The organism is Rhizobium sp. RU33A, from assembly GCF_900156055.1.
Classification (GTDB): Bacteria; Pseudomonadota; Alphaproteobacteria; order Rhizobiales; family Rhizobiaceae; genus Allorhizobium.
Map to the genome: position 1 here is coordinate 182,457 of NZ_FTMQ01000003.1, position 18,159 is coordinate 200,615.

Sequence of the window (18,159 nt, forward strand, 5' to 3'; positions counted from 1 at the left end):
TACTGCCAGTATCGCCGGGCAAGTGAAATGACGAATACGACGCAAGGCGGCGCATTCGCGGACGCCATATCATTCTTCCCTCACGCTTTGGCAATAAGGGATTGAAACGTCGTCAGGAATTCGTTTACCTTCAATTTATCAGAGACAGAGAGACGTGGGACCCAGTGTCCACGTCCGCCAAAGGGATCGAATGGAGACGACGGCGGCGAAAAGAGGAATGGACCGGCACGCAATGCGGTGTCTGATTGCGTCGATTTCCTCCATTGCCGGACAGCTCGGATCGAGGAGGCCGACATGACGCTCTCCTCCAGCGACATCGCCAGTCATCCTCAATTTGCCCACGAATTGGGTGTCTATGCCGGAAAGTTGCGCGGCCAGTTCGATCAGAGCCCGCGGCTCTCGCGCATGCTGGCGTCGCATCAACGCTGGCTGCTCAGCCAGGCGGCCTTTGCGCTGCAGCTTGAATATGATCCCACCCAGCCCGGAAGCGGACTGACGACGACCAATCTCCGCGAAATCATCACCTCGAACAATGCAGCGAGCCGCAACACGGTTTTGAATTTCCTCGACCAGTTGTTGAGCTACAAGTTCGTCCGCATCGTCGGCGATCCGAACCGTCGGCCGAAGCGCTACGAGTCGACGGAATTGCCGACACGCGCGATGTATCAATGGCTGGTGACCAATCTCGAGCTCCTCGACCACCTCGATGGTGGCAATCGGGCCGCTACCCTTGCGGCCGAGCCTGATCTGTTCCGCCTGATCCAGCCCCAGATCGCCCGCCATGCCTGTCTCAATCCCAGTTGGCTGGAGCCTCCGCCGCGCGTGGCGCTGTTCCTGTGGACCGAGGCGGGCGGTCTCGTCATGGATGAGCTGGTGCGCCGCGCGATGGAGCATGCCCCCGGTGACGACGGGTACAATATCGGTCGGATCGATGCCCGTGTCATGGCCGAGCACTTCATGATCTCGCGCACGCATCTGCAGCGGCTTTTCCGCCGCGCGGTGGAAACGGGCTGCCTCTATTGGCCAGATGGCGATCGCAACCACTGCATCCTCAAGCGCGACTTCCTTGAGGAGTATTGCAGCTGGCAGGCGATCAAGTTTGCGATCGTCGACTTTGCATATGAGCGGATCTGCGGGCCTGTTCGCCTGGGAAAGCCTGATCCCCGCCTCGGGGCGGTCGGCGGCTTCTAGACATGGTTCCAGGCTCTGAGCGCAAAAAGGCCCGCGCAAGGCGGACCTGACTAAGCCGTATGTCGTGTAGACCGGATCAGAATCCGAGCGGCTGCAAGGCGCGCTCGATACCACGATCCTGGGCCTGTTGCCGCTTGCGCGCGGCGGTGGACAACTCTTCCGAAGCGCTGACCGCGTGGCCGATCGTGTGCATGGCCTGACGCAGACTGCGGACGGGGTGGAACGAGATGTTCATGGTCTTATCCTCTGCTCTACATGCATATCGATGTGTATGGGTATATCTGTTCATGAATGAACCGATGCCGCAATGCACAATGCGGAAGCTCTGATATGCGTTCCCCGCAAGCCGCCGACTTTTTGTCGATTCGGTTGCCGGGTGGTCAGGTCCGGAATTCGTAAAAGATGCTGGCGGGGCGCGCAATGCGACCGGCGTGACCGGTGAAGCGCGCGCTCAGCTGTTCTGCGGAAACCGCCGCGCTGCTGCGGTTGTAGGGGCTTGCGCTGCGGCCGTGTTCGCCGGCGAGACGTAAGGTCTCGAACTTGCAGTGAATGGGGCGGGTACGAAGGCTCACGATGGTCTTCCTTTAAAAGTGTCCCTCCCACTTTCAGACTCATATATCGCAATGCAGCATAGATTCGGCAACAAACATGGCTGCGATCCTGCCCTGCGCCAAATGCATGGCTGTCTTCATAATTTGTTCATGCTGATGAAAATTTAGCCGTTTTGGCTAGGATTCACGCGTTCGGAGAAGGCGAGCAGATCCACCCAGGCGAGAGACTTGCTGGCGGGGGCGGCGAGCAGTTCCTGCGGATGCAGCGTCGCCATGGCCTGGACGCTATGGCCCCCGGCGCCGATATCACGCCACTTGCCACGCAGGGCGTGGATCGTCCCGGTTTCGCCGAAGAAGAAGCGGGCGGCAAAATTGCCGAGCACAAGGACCAGGCGGGGTTCGGCAAGCGCGATCTGTCGTTCGATGAAGGGCCGGCAGATGGCGGTTTCCGGGCCGGAGGGCATGCGGTCGCCAGGCGGCCGCCAAGGGATGATGGTTGTGATGGTGGCGCTTTCGCGGCTCTGGCCGATGGCAGACAGCATGCGGTCGAGCAGCAGGCCTGCGCGCCCTGAAAAGGCCTGACCCTCGCGGTCGTCATCGGCATTCGGCATGGGGCCGATCACCATGATGCCGGCAGTGCCGGTACCTTCGGCCGTGATGGTCGAGCGCGCCGAGGTTTTCAGATTGCAACTGGTGAAGGCTTCGATGGCAGTTTTCAATTCGGCAAGCGACCGTGCGCTTTCGGCGGCAAAGCGCGCCTCGGCAATCGCATTCTCGTCCGGGATCGCCGGCAATGCAGATCCCTGGGCGGGTTGCGCCCGCGCCGGTTGGCGTTCGGAGGGGGGAGTTGCGCCACGTCCTGGCAGGCTGCGCGCCGGGGCATTAGTGGTTTGTGTGTCTGCGGCTGGGCGTGCCACCTGCCGCGCCGCCTTTTCGGCTGCAAAAGCCGCGATACGGTCGATCGGATCGTCTTCCACCAGCCACTCGACACCGGCCTCTGCATGAAATGCGAGAAGCGCAGCGAGCTCGGCGGAGGACATGTCGCGGGCCTGGATCATGAGGCTGTTCTAGTGCGTTTGGCCGGCGGAAGGCAAATGGAAAGCGTGGGACAAACTTTGGCGACGAGACCTCATCCTGAGGCGGGAGCGCATGCGACCCTCGAAGGACGAGGGCCGGTGATTTTCTGTATGGCCTTGATCCTTTGAGGCCTGCTTCGCAGGCTCCTCAGGATGAGGGAAGATCCAGCATGCGCCGGCAGGGGGGGCGAGCCAGACCGGTTCACGCCACCCACTGTTCGATATCGTCCCGCTCGCCGATTAGAGCCAAGCCATGGGCGATCGACACAAGTTCGCCGCCTGTTTCGATGCGGCTTGCGTCGAAGCGGCGGTGAAAAATGTCACGCACGGCGGGCACGAAGGATGTGCCGCCGGTTAGGAATATCTTGTCGATCGTGCCTGCCTCGGTGTTGCTCCTGGCCAGTACATCGTCGAGCGCCTCTTCCATGCGGACGAGGTCGTCTGCGATCCAGCTTTCGAAATCGCGGCGGGTCACGCGCTTCTCGCCGGCCTTGCCCAGCGGCGCGAAGCTGAAATCGGCTTCCTCCGCTGAAGACAGGGCCATCTTTGTGGCCGAGACGGCCTGATAGAGTGGATAGCCTTCGTCGTGATCGATCAGATCGATGAAAAGTTCGAGTTTCTCCGGCTCTTCCGCCTGACGCACCAGCGACTTGAGGTCGGTGAATTCCTTCAGGGTCTTGAAGACCGAGAGCTGGTTCCAGCGCGAAAAGGCGAGGTAGTAATTGCTGGGAACGTCAAGCAGCTTCCCGAAGCTCTTGAACTGGCTGCCCTTGCCGATTTCGGGCGCCACCAGCTGGTCGATAATGCGGGCATCGAACTGGTCGCCGGCAATGCCGACACCGGACTGGCCGATCGGCGTGGCGCTGAGTTTGCCCGCTTCGGTCGAGAAGCGGATCAGCGAAAAGTCGGTCGTGCCGCCGCCGAAGTCGGCGACCAGAACCGTCGCGTCACGCTTGAGCGTCCGGGCAAAGTAGAAGGCGGCAGCCACCGGCTCATAGACATAGTGGATCTCGGGAAAGCCGAGCCGCGTCAGCGCTTCGTTGTAGCGGGTGACGGCAAGCGCCGGATCGGGGCTGGCACCGGCGAAATGGACGGGACGACCGGCGACAAGACGCTTGGCCTCGCCCGGCCAGCCATCGCCCGCATAGGCCTGCAGGCGCTTCAGGAACACCTCCATCAGGTCTTCGAACTGGAAGCGCCTCGCATGCACCAGCGTACCCTGGAAGAGGGCGGACGCTGCAAATGTCTTGATCGACTGCAGGAAACGACAGTCGCCGGGATTGTCGATAAAGGCACGGATGGCGGCCTGGCCGGCCTCGACCTTCAGCGCGCCTGCTCCGAGCTGTCGATCCTTGAGGAAGGAGAGCGCAGTGCGCATGCTGTCGGATGTGCCGGCCGGCGAGGTGTAGGCGACCGAATGCGTCGCGTCGCTGCTTTCCGCAACGGCGATCACGGTATTGGTCGTGCCGAAATCGAGCCCAAGCGCTTCAGCCATGGCGATCGCTCCCTTGTTGCGTGTGTCGGATGTCTATGAGAGCCGGCGGGCCGACTGTGGTCGGCTATGCCGAGGCATGAAAGAGGGCGCCTGATGCCACATGGGGCGGGTAAGGGCAAGCGACCTTTTTGTGACGTCTGTGATCGGAGCGCAAGTGGCCGCCCAAGTGGGTGCGCTAACACGATCTATCGCATCGGCGGCCACGAATCGGATGGCTCTGGCCGTTGTTGGCGTCTGGGTCTATGGTTGGCGTCGTCCTGGAGATCGACAGATGTCACCCATGCGCATCGCCCTGCATTGCTTCGCTGCTCTCGCCATCCTGATAGGCTTCGTGTGGATCGGGCAGGGCTCGGGTCACTTTCCCTATCCGGCGTCGAGCTTCATGATCGATCAGAGCCCCTGGATCATGTACGGGGCCGTCCTCGCTCTTGCAGGCGTCGCAGGTCTGGTGATGTTGCGTCGGCGATGAAGCCCGCCAGAAACGGCAAGGGCCCACCGGCGGGTGGGCCCTTGAGATCTTCGTGTGGCCGCAGTCAGGCCTGTCGATAGGCCCGGATCGCTTCGGCGACGTCGACAGGCTGGCGCTCGGCACCTGCAGCAAGAGCAGAGGTCGCTGGCGGTTCCGAGGTCTCTGCACCCGAAAGCAGTCCGGCGATGATGCGGGCCTGCGAGACTTCCAGCGCCCGCTCGCGCGCCCTGTTCAGGTTCTGCTCGATCAGCGTGGTCAACTGCTGTGCGAAGTTGCTGCCTTCGGTTTCCCGGGCAACCTGCGGACCGCGATACTCAGCCAGTGCTGCGGCCTCGATCGCATCCTCTTCCGAGATGCGCTCGCTCGCCGGTGCCGTCGTGACCGGGCGGTCGCTTGCAACGGGAGAGGGCGTGGTGGCGGGAGCGCTTGCTTCGGGCGCGGTGTCTGCTTCAGGGCCTGCTTCTGCCTCGTTGGCCGGCGGTGCCGGATCGACAGCATCCGCGTCAGGTTCTTCGGAGCCAGCCGCTGCGTCTTCTGCGACTGTCGCCTCATCGGCAAGGGCCGCGTCGTTGGAAACGGGAGTGTCTTCAGGCGCAGCCTGCGGTTCTGTCTCGGAAGAGACCGGCTCTTCCGCAACCGGTGTGGCTTCCGTCTGAGCCGGTGGCGGCTCTGCGGTCACCTCTTCAGGAGCGCCGCTGTCGTCATCAGCCGCAGGTGATGGTTCTCCGGACGGAGCTGGTTGATAGGTGCCGTCGTCGACATCACCTGGCGCTGCCGCTTCCGGCTCCTGGTGGGACGGCTGAGTGGTTTCGGACGGCGGCGGCGAAGACGTCGAGCCCGTCGTCGTGCCAGACGATGGGCGGGTTGTGGTTCCGGATGAGCCAGAACCGAAAAGAATGGGGGCGAGCATGATGGTCCGCAAGGTTGGAGTGTATGGTCGGCACCCCTAATACAAGCAACGTCTTGAGCGACCGTCGCTTTCGTTCATGCAGTTTATGTCAAATGCCCTTGATAATCAGGGGCGTGTCAGACGTCCTGATAGAGACGTGCTGCCATCGGCGCGATCTCCAGGCCATCGAGCTCATCGTCGAAAATTTCAAGCTTGGTAAGGAAGTGGTCGATGATCCGGCCATAGCTGGCATTGCGAGAGCGCGGGACACGCGCGCGCTCTTCGACGGCTGGCTCGGGTTCGGTCACGAGTGCTGCCGGGTCGAGCGCCAGCAGCATCCGGTCTTCATGTCCGGCATCGGTCATCACGGGAACTCTCATCTCCCAGGTTTCTCACGTTTGAGTAAACCCAAGAGCTTTCCAACCCGTTCAGGCGATCGCTCTCATTTTAGCGAATGCGAATTTGATGCGGGTCGCGGGTCGCTCAGATCGATTTCGCCGCCCCGCCATCGACGCGCAGCATCGTGCCGGTGATGTAGCTCGCTGGACCAGAGCAGAGGAAGGCAGCGGCGGCGGCGAACTCTTCGACGCGGCCGAGCCTTTGGGCCGGGATCGACTTGACCGATGCCGCACGCACTTCGTCCAGCGACTTGCCCTGCTTCTTGGCGTTGGCGCCATCCAGCTCGTCGATGCGGTCCGTGTGGATGCGGCCGGGCAGGATCATGTTGGCCGTCACACCGTAAGAGGCGAGTTCCGCCGAGAGTGTCTTGTTCCAGCCAACCAGCGCACCGCGCAGCGTGTTGGAGAGGGCGAGGTTCGGGATCGGTTCGAAGACGCCGGACGAGGCGACGGTGAGGATGCGGCCGAAGCCTTGCGTCTTCATCAAGGGGGCCAGCGCATTGGTGAGCGTGATAACGCGGACCACCATGGACTGGAAGAAGTTGTAGAGCTTTTCCGCATCCATGTCCTCGACGGTGCCGGGCGTCGGCCCACCGGTATTGTTGACGAGGATGTCGATACCGCCGAGCGTGTGATGGACCGCGTGCAGCATCTGGTCGACGAAATGCGCATCGGCGAGGTCCGCGACCACATAGTCTGCCTTGCCGCCGTCAGCCCTGATGGCCTCGACATTGGCCTTGAGCTTGTCTTCCGTGCGCCCGCAGATGAGGACATGGCAACCCTCCGCCGCAAGCGCCTTGGCGATGCCGAGGCCAAGACCGCGCGAAGCGGCGAGCACGAGGGCGCGTTTGCCGGAAATGCCGAGATCCATGGATGTATCCTTCCCTGTAATGCGATGTGTTTTGCGGCAGTCTATCGGCCCGGGGTCGCGATCGAAACCCCGACGATCTGCGGATCAACCGGTTTCAGAACGGCACCTTGCCCGGGTTGAAAATGTTGCGCGGGTCGAGCATGGTCTTGATCTGGCGCGCAAGCGCCTGTTTCACCGGATCGACGTGGGCGAGATAGGCGGCACGCTTTTCGAGGCCAACACCGTGTTCTGCGGAGAAGCTGCCGCCCGAGGCGCGGATGCCATCATAGACCGCCGCCTCGACGGCCGCCTTCAGATCAAGGGGCAGGGGCCCGGCAGCCGCGATTGCGATATGCAGGTTGCCGTCGGCGATGTGCCCGTAAACATAGGCCTCGAAACCGTCGCCGATCCCTTTAAGACGCTCAGTCAGTCTGGCGACATAGTCGTCCAGGGCGGAAGGCGGCATCGAGACGTCGAAGGACGGCGCATTCGGGAATTCAGCGAAGTAGAAGCCCGAATCTTCGCGCAGGTCCCAGAAGCGGCGCGCCTGATCGGAGGACTGGGCGATGATCCCGCCCTGAAGCTCGGCCTCCTCCCAGATCTCGGCGAGTTCTGCCTCGAGAAGCGCTGTTGCGGCCTCTGCCGTCTCGCCGGAGACTTCCAGCAGCAGCATCGGCGCCTCGTTCTCCAGCCAGGACAGATCCAAGCGCTTCAGCGCTGCGTGATCGCGCACATAACGCGGCCACATCATCTCGGCGGCTTCCAGCTGGAGCGCCGGATGGCGCCGCAGACGCGCGGCGACCCGCAACCCGCGGCTTGCATCGGGCACGCCGAGGAGCGCCACGGCCCGATGCGGGCGGATTGTCTCGACTTTCAGCACGAGCCGCGTGACGAAACCGAAGGCACCTTCGCTGCCGATCAGCAACTGCTTGAGATCCGGCCCCGCCGAGACCTTTACCACCCGCGTCAGGTCTGAGAAGATCTCGCCCGAGGGCAGGACGGCTTCCAGGCCCAGGATTTGATGGCGCATCACGCCATTGCGGAAGGCGAGGATGCCGCCGGCATTGGTGGCAGCCATTCCTCCGATCGTCGCCGAACCACGCGAGCCGAGATCGATGCCTGTGGTCAGCCCATGCGGGTCCAGTGCCGTCTGCAGGGCCTCCAAGGTGACGCCTGCCTCCACTTCGACCGTTTCCTCGTCCGGATGAATTGCCAGCACCCGGTTAAGCCGGGCGCTGGACAGAATGATTTCACCCGCATGGGAAACGCCGCCGCCGACGAGCCCGCTGACCCCGCCTTGCGGCACGATGGCAACGCGGTTTGCCCTGCACCAGGATACCAGCGCCGCGACCGCTTCCGTCGATGCCGGCTGCGCCATCACGCCAGCATTTAGGTTCGCCTGGTCTTCTCCGGGATGGCGACCAGCAAGCGCCTCGGGACCGAGGATTCGGAGGTCCGGATGGAGGCCGTCAAGTGCCGAGGTGAGGTCGAGGGGCGAGAAGGTCGAATGCAAAGACATGGGGCAACCTGAACTGTTCGCGGCTTCTTCGCCTGAAAATCCGGTCGCCGCAAGGCGCACGATGGCTCTTTGCGCCCTCACCAGTCCCTTAGAGTTCTGCCGGAAATCCGGGTGCCCGCAGATCGGTGCCGGTTGCATCTTCGAGAAGTTTCACGACCTGCGACGACCATGCGTCGCCGCCATAGGTCGAGCGGGCTCGAATGAAGGTCTGCAGCGCATGGGAGGCAAGGTCGAGAGGCACGCCGAATTCGCGACCGAAGCCGAGCGCGAAGCCGAGATCCTTCACGGCGAGATCCATGGTGAAGTTGATGTTGTAGCTGCCGTTCAGGATAACCTGGCCCTCGGTCTCGTGCACGAAACTGTTGCCGGAGGAGGCCTTGATGATGTTGAAGGCGTCGGTGAGGTCGATGCCGCCCTTCTTCGCCAGCATCAGGGCTTCGCCTGTCGCGATCAGGTGGATGAAGGCGAGCATGTTGGTGATGACCTTGATCACGGCAGCCTTGCCGAGCGGGCCTGCGCGAAAAATCTGCTTTCCCATCGCCTGGAAGGCCGGCAGGTGCAGATCGTAGAGGTCGGCATCTCCGCCGATGATGACGGTGATTTCGCCCGAGGCTGCCAGATGCACGCCGCCGGTGACGGGCGCTTCGAGCATGCGCACGCCGGCATCGGCCGCGATCTTGCCGAGACGCAGGACCTCCTGTTCGTCGAGCGTACTCATTTCGATCCATGTAGCACCCGGCTTCAGGCCTTTCAGAATGCCGCGCTCGCCGGTCAGAACGCGTTCGCTGACCTTGGGCGAGGGCAGACACGTGATCACCGCATCGGCGACCTCGGCCACACTTTGAGGATCCGCGGCAAACTTGGCGCCGGCAGCCACCAGCTCCTTGGCATTGTCGGGATCGAGATCATTGACCACGACGGAAAAGCCCGCCCGGACCAGACTGCCGGCGAGATGGCGGCCAAGATGACCGAGCCCGATGAAACCATATGTGAGTGCCATGTCGTCGTTCCCCTGCTGGCGTTTTGGCAGAGACTGCGACAAAGCGGTAAAGGGTTCAAAGGTAGATTTAGGCCTGCGACAGGATTTGACGCAGGCGGAACAGGGCGCCGCACTTTTCGTCGGGAGGGAGAAGCAAAGTCCGGATGGCGGTGGATGCGCCACAGCAGCGAAATCGCCGCATTGACCCTTACGTACACGTAAGATATTCTCACGCTTCACACCGCCCTGCCGGAATTTGCGCCTTGGCGCGTCGCGCTTCGGCTCGACAATCCGGTTGGGTTTTGTCAAGGAGGAAGGCGGAAAGCACCGCCTGGCGAGGAATGACGAATGAGCACCGAGATGGAACTGCCTGAACGCGAAAGCATGGAATTCGACGTTGTGATCGTGGGCGCAGGCCCGGCTGGTCTCTCGGCTGCGATCCGGCTGAAGCAGGTCAATCCGGATCTGACCGTCGTCGTGCTGGAAAAGGGTGCGGAAGTCGGCGCGCATATTCTCTCGGGTGCCGTGGTCGATCCCATCGGCGTCGACAAGTTGATCCCCGGCTGGCGCGATGAAGCCGACCATCCGTTCAAGACGGAAGTCACAGACGACCAGTTCCTCTTCCTCGGTCCGGCCGGCTCAATTCGTCTTCCCAACATGCTGATGCCGCCGCTGATGAACAACCACGGCAATTACATCGTCTCGCTCGGCAATGTCTGTCGCTGGCTCGGCGCCCATGCGGAAGCGCTCGGCGTCGAGATCTATCCGGGCTTTGCAGCTTCCGAAGTGCTCTACAATGATCAGGGCGCGGTGATCGGCGTCGCTACCGGCGACATGGGCATCGAGAAGAACGGCGAGCCGGGGCCGGCCTATACGCGTGGCATGGAGCTGCTCGGCAAATATGTGCTGATTTCGGAAGGCGTGCGCGGCTCGCTCGCCAAGCAGCTGATCGCCAAGTTCGATCTCGCGCGCGAGAGCGATGTGCAGAAGTACGGTATCGGCCTCAAGGAACTCTGGCAGGTCAAGCCCGAGCACCACAAGCCGGGTCTGGTCCAGCATTCGTTCGGCTGGCCGCTCGGCATGAAGACCGGTGGCGGCTCCTTCCTCTACCACCTCGAAGACAACATGGTCGCCGTAGGCTTCGTCGTGCACCTGAACTACAAGAATCCCTATCTCTCGCCCTTCGAGGAATTCCAGCGTTTCAAGACGCATCCGGCGATCGCCAAGACCTTTGAAGGCGGCAAGCGCCTGTCCTACGGCGCCCGCGCCATTACCGAGGGCGGCTACCAGTCGGTGCCGAAGCTCTCCTTCCCCGGTGGCGCGCTGATCGGCTGTTCCGCTGGTCTCGTCAATGTGCCGCGCATCAAGGGCAGCCACAACGCCGTGCTGTCCGGCATGCTGGCGGCGGAGAAGATCGCGGACGCGATCGCCGCCGGTCGCGCCAATGACGAGCCGATCGAGATCGAGAACGAATGGCGTTCGACCGATATCGGCAAGGACTTGAAGCGCGTGCGCAACGTCAAGCCGCTCTGGTCAAAACTCGGCACGGCACTTGGCGTCGGCCTTGGTGGCATCGACATGTGGATGAACCAGCTTCTTGGTTTCTCCTTCTTCGGCACGCTGAAGCACGGCAAAACGGATGCGCAATCCCTGGAGCCTGCCGCCCAACACAAGCCGATCGCCTATCCGAAGCCGGATGGTGTCCTCACTTTTGACCGCCTCTCCTCGGTCTTCCTCTCCAACACCAACCACGAGGAAGACCAGCCGGTCCATCTCAAGGTCAAGGACATGGACCTGCAGAAGCGGTCCGAACTCGACGTCTATGCCGGTCCGTCGACCCGTTACTGTCCGGCGGGCGTCTATGAATGGGTGGAAAAGGAGGGCGAGCAGACCTTCGTCATCAACGCCCAGAACTGCGTCCACTGCAAGACTTGCGATATCAAGGACCCGAACCAGAATATCAACTGGGTGCCGCCGCAGGGCGGCGAGGGGCCTGTCTATCCGAACATGTGAGGTTTCTTCAAAGGGCGGTCGAGAGGCCGCCCTTTTTACATTGCGGAGCGGTCTCCCCACCAGCCGCCGCCCCATCTTCGCCATCGATCTTAACGAGCACCGTCAGATTTAACCCGTCATTAACCATAAATTCCTAGGCTTCTCGGCAACGAATCGTAATCCCGAGGACGCCTGAAACATGACCATTTCCCGCCGCGGTCTCCTGTTTGGCCTGCCGCTCTTTATCGCCGGCTGCCAGTCCGTACCCAACCAGCAGGCCTTGTATGGCGACGTGCCGGACGAGCCGTATCCGCTGAAGAAGGTGCCGATCGAGAAGATCAAGCCGGAACTGCGTCGTCAGGAAGTGGCATACGAGACGCCACACGCTCCGGGCACAATCGTGGTCAATACGCCAGAGCGCCGGCTCTACCACGTGATGGGCAACGGTCGGGCCATGCGCTACGGCATCGGCGTCGGGCGCGCGGGCCTTGCCCTTTCCGGCAACGCTTATGTCGGTCGCAAGGCTGAATGGCCGACCTGGACACCGACGCCAAACATGATCCGCCGTGATCCCGAGCGGAACCTGAAATATGCCGGCGGTGTGCCCGGCGGCCCGAACAATCCGCTCGGCGCCCGCGCCATGTATCTCTATCGTGGCGGCAACGACACCATGTTCCGCATTCATGGCACCAACCAGCCGTGGTCAATCGGCCAGGCCATGTCCTCGGGCTGCGTGCGCATGATGAACCACGACGTGATCGATCTCTATGCGCGCGTCGATGTCGGCAGCAAGGTCGTGGTGATTCAGGCCTGACCGGCACAGCGACTTTCCCGTCTTTATTGTGGCGCTGGTTCCCGGACCGGCGCCACTTTGCTGTGATCAATTGGCACTGTCTTGTCACACCCAGTCACGACTGTGCCATCACTCTTGCAGCTCCAAGCCTTTGCCCCAATCTCCCCGCAATGAAACTTTCTGGCGCTCTTATGCGTCCAATGTCTGGTTGACGCTGTGTTGACCAATTCCGATCGGCCGGAGGCTTTTTCTGCCGACCGATCGGGACTAAGTGGGAACAGATGCGCCGGTGACCGGCTGCGTCGAAGATTTGAGAAGGGATTTTGAATGGCTCGCGATACAAACGCCGGCTTGTCCGACCTCGGTGGTTGCCAGATCGAGGCGACCCTGCAGCTGCTCGACGGCAAATGGAAGGCCGTGATCCTCCACCATCTCCTCAAGGACGAAGTGCTGCGCTTCAACGAACTGGTGAAGCGCTTGCCATCGATTACCCATCGCATGTTGTCCAAGCAGTTGCGCGACATGGAGGTCGCAGGTCTCGTCGCCCGCACCGTCTATCCGGTCGTGCCGCCGCGCGTTGATTATTCGCTGACCCCGCTCGGTCGTAGCCTCGAGCCGGTGCTTCAGGCGATCGGCCGTTGGGGCCAGGAGAACCTCGTGGCGGTCGAGTATGCGGCACTAAAGCCGAGCGAGAGCCCGACCGGTAGTGCGGCGATCATGCGTTCAGCTGCGTGATGCCGGACGTCAGCCTGCGGGCGGACGCCGGGACAAAAGACCGGTCGACAAGAGGACGCCGAGCCCCGTGACAAGCGCAGCAACCATAACCGAGATGCCGAGCGGCTCCGCAAGCAGCACGGCACCGCCAATGGCGGCCGCCACGGGCGTGATCGCCGTATAGGCGGCAGCCTGTGTTCCGCCGAGCGCGCGAACGGCCGTCCCATAGAGCAAGGTCGCAACCAAGCCCGAAAGCAGGCCCTGCGTCACGGATTGCAGCGCGATTTCACTCAAAGGGGCCGTCAGGAACTGCGTGCCGACAAAGGGCAGGGCCGCAAGATTGAGGAGGGTCGACCAGACGCAGATCAAGGCCGCACCTTCGAAGGCATCGAGTCCGCTGCGGCGGAAGGCATGGGTATAGACGGCCCAGAGCGTCGCGCCGATTGGCAGGATGGTAAAGCTGATCCAGCCCAGCCCGTCGCTCCCCAGATTGCCCGCGAGCAGGATGCCGCCGCCTGCGAGGATCGCAACCATGCCTGCCTTGCGCCATCTGTCGGGTCGTTCGCCGAGGAATGCCATCCCGATGACTGCGACCGCCATCGGCATCAGCCCCGGCAGCAAGACGCCGGCCGCCGAGGCAGGTGTATGGCGCATGCCGAAGGCAACGATCTGAAAGAAGGGTGCGCCGGAGCCGAGAATCATCAGGCAGAGTGGTCCCATGGCGCCCTTGGGAAACAACCCGGTACGCCACCAGACCGGCGCCAGCACGAGCGCCGGAATACCGTAACGCAGAAGACTGAGGTCGAGGGGGCCAAGCCCCGCGCCGACACTATGACGTGTAGAAACCAGCCACGACGCCCAGATGAGCACGACGGACAGCGCCGACAATGCACCTAGCGCTGAGCGGCCGGAGCCGGGAAGGGGAGTGGTGCCGACGGCGGACATGTCTTTGCTCCGGATTGCCAAGGCTGCGCATTATTCTACGCATCCCGCCCCGACGTGTCCTTGCGAAATGCACTGGTGCTGAATAGATAATTGGCAGATCCTGCTTCTTATCGCGCCGGAGAACGAGATTTATGCCAAAACTCGATAAATTCGACCATGCGATCCTTGATCTGCTTCAAGCCGACGCCCGAACCACCAATGTCGAGATTGCCGAGAAGGTTGGGCTCTCGCAATCACCTTGCCTCAGACGTATCAGGCTGATGGAGGAAAGCGGCATCATCCGCGGCTATCGTGCCGATCTCGACCGTCGCATGCTGGGGCTCGAACTCACGGTCTTCGTGGCTTTCAAGGTGGCGCGCCACACGCGCGAGAACGCCGATGCGCTGCACGAGGCCTTGCTCGACATCCCCGAAGTGGTTGCCTGCTACATGATTTCGGGCGAGTCCGATTTCCTGGCAGAAGTCGTGGTCGAAAATCTCTCGGCTTACGAGACCTTGCTGACGGAAAAGCTGCTCGTCCTGCCCAACGTGACCGACATCCGGTCGAATTTTGCCATTAGGAGCGTCAAGACAGGCGCGCCGCTGAAGCTCCCGGTTCGCACCTGATCGCGGAAGAGGTGGCCGCCGCAGAGACGGCGGCCGATAAGAACTGGCTCAGGCCGGAAAACCTTCCAGCACGATCTTGCCGCGCGTGCGGTTGCTCTCGATCAGGCGATGCGCCTCGCGCAGGTTTTCTGCTGTGATCGGCCCGAGCACGGTATCGAGCGTCGTGCGCATTTTGCCCGCGTCGATGAGTTCGGCAACATGCGTCAAGAGCTTGTGCTGCTCGATCATGTCAGGCGTCTGGAAGACCGGCCGGGAGAACATGAACTCCCAGTGCAGCGACACGACCTTCTGCTTGAAGGCCAGGATGTCGAAGCCTTCGGGGAAATCGTCGATCAGGCAGATGCGGCCCATCGGTGCGATGATCTCGGCCATCGCCAGCCGATGCTGGCCGCTATGGGTCACCGAGAAGATGAAACCCGGCGGGTCGATGCCGAGCGCGGCAAATTCCTGGGCGAGCGGCTTGCTGTGGTCGATGACATGATCGGCACCGAGGGACCTCGCCCAGTCCGCCGTCTCCGGCCGAGAGGCAGTGGCGATGACGGTGAGGTCGGTCAACTCCTTGGCAAGCTGGATGGCAATCGAGCCGACGCCGCCGGCACCGCCTGTGATCAGGATCGACCGTCCGGCGCCGAGGACGGGCTCGCTCACCTTCAGTCTGTCGAACAGCGCCTCGTAAGCGGTGATGGCTGTCAGCGGCAGGGCGGCCGCTTGCGCGAAGGAGAGCGTCTTCGGCTTCAGGCCGACAATGCGTTCGTCGACGAGGTGATATTCGGCATTGGTGCCCGGACGATTGATCGCGCCGGCGTAGTAGACCTCATCTCCTGGCTTGAAGAGGCTGACATCCGGGCCGACCGCCTTGACCACACCCGCCGCATCATAGCCGAGGATCCGGGCTTCGCCGGCCGGCGGCGTCTGGTTGCGGCGAACCTTGGTATCGACGGGATTGACCGAGACGGCCTTGATTTCGACAAGGAGATCGTGGCCTGCCGCCTCCGGCACGGGCAGTTCAAGATCGACAAGTGCCGTTTCCGAGGTGATGGGCTGGGGCGTATGGAAGCCGATGGCGCGCATGGAAAACTCCTGTCTGGCGTTTGAACGCTACTCATTAAGGACATCGATTGGAGTTCTGCAAGCATGCACATTTTCTGTCTGTAGGCACAGACATGAACCTCGGTTCACTTGAGGATGCCGACCATGTCACGCACTCGCGAAAGGATGGCCAGCAATTTTCCTAGCTTTCCCCTCGAGTGGACCCTGCAGACCGCCTCAGCCGCGTGACGGCCTCTTTTCCAAAGCAATGGAGATCAGGAAAATGATCAGGCCGAACGCGGACAACACCGAGCCGACATAGCCGGTGGCGGCGTAGCCGTAGCCGGCGGCGATCACCATGCCACCGAGCCAGGCGCCGAGCGCATTGGCAATGTTGAAGGCGGAGTGATTGGTGGCGGCCGCGAGCGTCTGCGCGTCGGCTGCCACATCCATGAGACGGGTCTGCACGGCCGGGCAGGCGGCAAAGCCGCAGCCGGTGAGGAAGACGCAGATGCAGAGCATGATCGGATTGTGCGCGGTGAGCGAAAAGACCGCCATCAGCACGATATTGAAGGCGAGCATGCCACCGATCGTCCCCTTCAGCGAATAGTCGGCCATCCGGCTGCCGACCACATTGCCGACATTCATGCCGATACCGAAGAGGGCAAGCACAACCGCCACCATGCTGGCCGGGAGGCCGGCAGTGTCGGTCACGGTCTTCGCGATATAGCTGAAGATCGCAAACATGCCGCCGAAGCCGACGGCAGCGACACCGAAGGACAGCCAGACCTGCAGTCGCCCGAAGGCCGACAGCTCGCGGCGGATGCTGGCGCCCTCGGCCACTTCGTCCTTCGGCAGATAGAGCGCGATCAACACAACGGTGATGGCCGCGATCGCAGCCACCAGAAAGAAGGCGGCCCGCCAGCTCATCAACTGGCCGAGGAAGGTCGCGATCGGCGTGCCGATCAGAGTGGCGATCGTCAGCCCCAGCATCACGCGCCCCACAGCCCGCACCCTCCGGTTCGGCGGCGCCATGGAGGCGGCGACCAGGGCGGCCACGCCGAAATAGGCGCCATGCGGCAGACCGGTGACGAAGCGCAGCAGGGTGAAGGTGGAGAATTCAGTGGCGAGTGCACTGGCGAAGTTGCCGACGGCAAAAAGGCCCATGAGCAACAGGAGCAGCGTCTTGCGCGGAAGTTTCGCGGCAAGTGCTGCGATGATCGGCGCGCCGATGACCACCCCCAGCGCATAGGCGCTGATCACATGGCCTGCCTGCGGCACCGTTACCCCGTAGGTCTCTGCGACCTCCGGCAGCAGCCCCATGATAACGAATTCGCCGGTGCCGATCCCGAAGCCGCCGGCCGCGAGCGCCAGTTCAATCAGCAGGACGGTGGTTGGCGTCAGCGTTTGCGGCGCACGCCCATCTGAATCGAGCGGGCGGGCCAGGGTCGAACAATCGGTCATGCAAACACCTTGCGCGCCGGCGCGGGACACGTGGCGCAAAAGCTTCTTCAGGAAGCGGCGATGGAAGAAAGGCCCGGAGGCCAGCTGAAATGGGAATTGCTATTTATCATATCGGTGTGCGCTGCGGCAAAGGCTTTCCGCGCGGACCTTGAAAATGGCTCAAACGCTGTCGATCTGTGCTCCAAGGAAACTTTTCACAGGCCGGAGCGTTCTGAGCTTCGGCCCTTTCTAGGCCGCGAAAGGGCGAGATGAAGATCAAGGCAGTACTCAATCGCGACGGTGGTACGTTCAAGACCACCGACATGCAGACCTATTGCGAAAGCGCGAACCGCGCCTTTGCCGCAAGGGGCCATGAGCTGGACTGCACCATTGTCGGGGGCGATGAGATCGTCGAAGCGCTGGAAAAAGCCGCCGAAGCGCCGGGGATCGATGCAGTGATCGCCGGCGGCGGTGATGGTACCATCTCGACGGCAGCTGGCATCGCATGGAAGTCGGGGCTGCCGCTCGGCGTCATCCCGGCTGGCACGATGAACCTTTTCGCACGCTCGCTGAAACTGCCGCTCGACATCTGGAAGGTTCTGGATGTGCTCGCCAATGCCGAGATTGCCGATGTTGACATCGCAACTGCCAATGGCCGCCCCTTCGTCCACCAGTTTTCCGCAGGCCTGCACGCCCGCATGGTGCGCATGCGCAACCAGATGAACTTCGCCTCGCGCCTCGGCAAGATGCGGGCCAGCACCAGTGCTGCCTTCGGCGTCATGCTTGATCCGCCACGTTTCGATGTCGTCTTTGATATGAACGGCGATGGCAAGAGCGATGAGCGACCCGTCTCGGCGATCTCCGTCTCCAACAATCCGCTGGGCAACAATTCGCTGTTCTTTGCCGATCGGGTCGACACCGGCAAGCTGGGTGTCTATCTCGCAGCACCGCTCGAGCCGACCGGCGTCGGTCTTCTCGCCTTCGACATTATCAGGGGCAAGTTCAAGGACAACGAGGCGGTAACGGCGTCGACCGCCGACATGGTGCGGCTGCATTTCCCAAGGCATCGCAAGGGTGCGGCCTGCGTTCTGGACGGCGAACTGCTGCGCATGCCGGCCGACGTCGAAATCAAGATCCATGCCGGCGAGTTGAAGGTCCTCGTCCCCCAACCGCAGCCGGTAGCGTAAGGGAAGGGCGCCCGGAATAGCCCGGGCGCCGTCG

The 18,159-nt window shown here is 62.3% G+C and carries 19 protein-coding genes; 7 read left to right on the forward strand and 12 right to left on the reverse strand.

Annotation, left to right across the window (positions count from 1 at the left end):
• Positions 1-294 precede the first annotated feature (294 nt).
• On the forward strand, positions 295-1,191 hold the full coding sequence (locus tag BW978_RS11755; RefSeq protein WP_076395328.1) for a hypothetical protein: 897 nt from the start codon (positions 295-297) through the stop codon (positions 1,189-1,191).
• Between the two features lie 76 nt (positions 1,192-1,267).
• Here BW978_RS11755 and BW978_RS23545 read toward each other — a convergent pair whose 3' ends face one another.
• From BW978_RS23545 to BW978_RS11770, 4 genes are all read right to left on the reverse strand, one after another.
• Positions 1,268-1,426, reverse strand: coding sequence for a hypothetical protein (locus BW978_RS23545; RefSeq protein WP_175616877.1), 159 nt, complete (start codon positions 1,424-1,426; stop codon positions 1,268-1,270).
• A 145-nt stretch (positions 1,427-1,571) separates the two neighbouring features.
• Positions 1,572-1,763 carry a hypothetical protein gene (locus tag BW978_RS11760; RefSeq protein WP_076395330.1) on the reverse strand — a complete coding sequence of 64 codons (192 nt, stop codon included), beginning with the start codon at positions 1,761-1,763 and terminating at the stop codon, positions 1,572-1,574.
• A 143-nt stretch (positions 1,764-1,906) separates the two neighbouring features.
• The gene (locus BW978_RS11765) at positions 1,907-2,800 is read right to left on the reverse strand and encodes a uracil-DNA glycosylase (RefSeq protein WP_076395332.1); all 894 of its coding nucleotides are present in this window, start codon (positions 2,798-2,800) and stop codon (positions 1,907-1,909) included.
• A 220-nt stretch (positions 2,801-3,020) separates the two neighbouring features.
• Positions 3,021-4,313: an Hsp70 family protein gene (locus tag BW978_RS11770; RefSeq protein WP_076395334.1), complete on the reverse strand. Its 1,293-nt coding sequence runs from the start codon at positions 4,311-4,313 to the stop codon at positions 3,021-3,023.
• A gap of 280 nt (positions 4,314-4,593) precedes the next feature.
• On the opposite strand from BW978_RS11770, the gene BW978_RS11775 reads away from it, so the two are divergent.
• The gene (locus BW978_RS11775; protein ID WP_076395336.1) at positions 4,594-4,782 is read left to right on the forward strand and encodes a hypothetical protein; all 189 of its coding nucleotides are present in this window, start codon (positions 4,594-4,596) and stop codon (positions 4,780-4,782) included.
• A 64-nt stretch (positions 4,783-4,846) separates the two neighbouring features.
• On the opposite strand, the gene BW978_RS11780 is transcribed toward BW978_RS11775, so the two are convergent.
• The 5 genes from BW978_RS11780 to BW978_RS11800 form a co-directional block, all read right to left on the reverse strand.
• A complete protein-coding gene (locus BW978_RS11780) occupies positions 4,847-5,692 on the reverse strand; it encodes a hypothetical protein (protein WP_139330487.1) in 846 nt (281 codons plus the stop codon).
• 116 nt (positions 5,693-5,808) lie between these two features.
• Positions 5,809-6,036 carry a hypothetical protein gene (locus BW978_RS11785; RefSeq protein ID WP_076395340.1) on the reverse strand — a complete coding sequence of 76 codons (228 nt, stop codon included), beginning with the start codon at positions 6,034-6,036 and terminating at the stop codon, positions 5,809-5,811.
• A 118-nt stretch (positions 6,037-6,154) separates the two neighbouring features.
• Positions 6,155-6,940: an SDR family oxidoreductase gene (locus tag BW978_RS11790; RefSeq protein WP_076395342.1), complete on the reverse strand. Its 786-nt coding sequence runs from the start codon at positions 6,938-6,940 to the stop codon at positions 6,155-6,157.
• Positions 6,941-7,034: 94 nt separating this feature from the next.
• Entirely contained in the window at positions 7,035-8,438 is a 1,404-nt protein-coding gene (locus BW978_RS11795; protein ID WP_076395344.1) for an FAD-binding oxidoreductase, read from the reverse strand.
• 88 nt (positions 8,439-8,526) lie between these two features.
• Positions 8,527-9,657, reverse strand: a complete 1,131-nt coding sequence (locus tag BW978_RS11800; protein WP_280173594.1) for an NAD(P)-dependent oxidoreductase — start codon at positions 9,655-9,657, stop codon at positions 8,527-8,529.
• A 108-nt stretch (positions 9,658-9,765) separates the two neighbouring features.
• On the opposite strand from BW978_RS11800, the gene BW978_RS11805 reads away from it, so the two are divergent.
• The 3 genes from BW978_RS11805 to BW978_RS11815 all read left to right on the forward strand — a co-directional run bounded on the left by BW978_RS11805 (position 9,766) and on the right by BW978_RS11815 (position 12,937).
• Positions 9,766-11,430, forward strand: coding sequence for an electron transfer flavoprotein-ubiquinone oxidoreductase (locus BW978_RS11805; RefSeq protein ID WP_076395348.1), 1,665 nt, complete (start codon positions 9,766-9,768; stop codon positions 11,428-11,430).
• A gap of 178 nt (positions 11,431-11,608) precedes the next feature.
• Positions 11,609-12,223, forward strand: a complete 615-nt coding sequence (locus BW978_RS11810; RefSeq protein ID WP_076395350.1) for a L,D-transpeptidase — start codon at positions 11,609-11,611, stop codon at positions 12,221-12,223.
• 306 nt (positions 12,224-12,529) lie between these two features.
• Entirely contained in the window at positions 12,530-12,937 is a 408-nt protein-coding gene (locus BW978_RS11815; RefSeq protein WP_076395352.1) for a winged helix-turn-helix transcriptional regulator, read from the forward strand.
• A 9-nt stretch (positions 12,938-12,946) separates the two neighbouring features.
• Here BW978_RS11815 and BW978_RS11820 read toward each other — a convergent pair whose 3' ends face one another.
• The gene (locus BW978_RS11820; RefSeq protein WP_076395354.1) at positions 12,947-13,861 is read right to left on the reverse strand and encodes a DMT family transporter; all 915 of its coding nucleotides are present in this window, start codon (positions 13,859-13,861) and stop codon (positions 12,947-12,949) included.
• A 131-nt stretch (positions 13,862-13,992) separates the two neighbouring features.
• Between BW978_RS11820 and BW978_RS11825 the strand changes: the two genes are divergently transcribed.
• Positions 13,993-14,466 (forward strand): Lrp/AsnC family transcriptional regulator, encoded by a 474-nt coding sequence (locus tag BW978_RS11825; protein ID WP_076395356.1) that lies wholly within the window; start codon positions 13,993-13,995, stop codon positions 14,464-14,466.
• Positions 14,467-14,514: 48 nt separating this feature from the next.
• Here BW978_RS11825 and BW978_RS11830 read toward each other — a convergent pair whose 3' ends face one another.
• Together BW978_RS11830 and BW978_RS11835 are read right to left on the reverse strand one after the other, a co-directional pair.
• Complete coding sequence (locus BW978_RS11830) at positions 14,515-15,537, reverse strand: zinc-binding alcohol dehydrogenase family protein (RefSeq protein WP_076395358.1); 1,023 nt, start codon at positions 15,535-15,537, stop codon at positions 14,515-14,517.
• A gap of 195 nt (positions 15,538-15,732) precedes the next feature.
• Positions 15,733-16,959: an MFS transporter gene (locus tag BW978_RS11835; protein ID WP_076395360.1), complete on the reverse strand. Its 1,227-nt coding sequence runs from the start codon at positions 16,957-16,959 to the stop codon at positions 15,733-15,735.
• 248 nt (positions 16,960-17,207) lie between these two features.
• Here BW978_RS11835 and BW978_RS11845 point away from each other — a divergent pair, with 248 nt between their 5' ends.
• Complete coding sequence (locus BW978_RS11845; RefSeq protein WP_076395364.1) at positions 17,208-18,125, forward strand: diacylglycerol/lipid kinase family protein; 918 nt, start codon at positions 17,208-17,210, stop codon at positions 18,123-18,125.
• Positions 18,126-18,159: the final 34 nt, after the last annotated feature.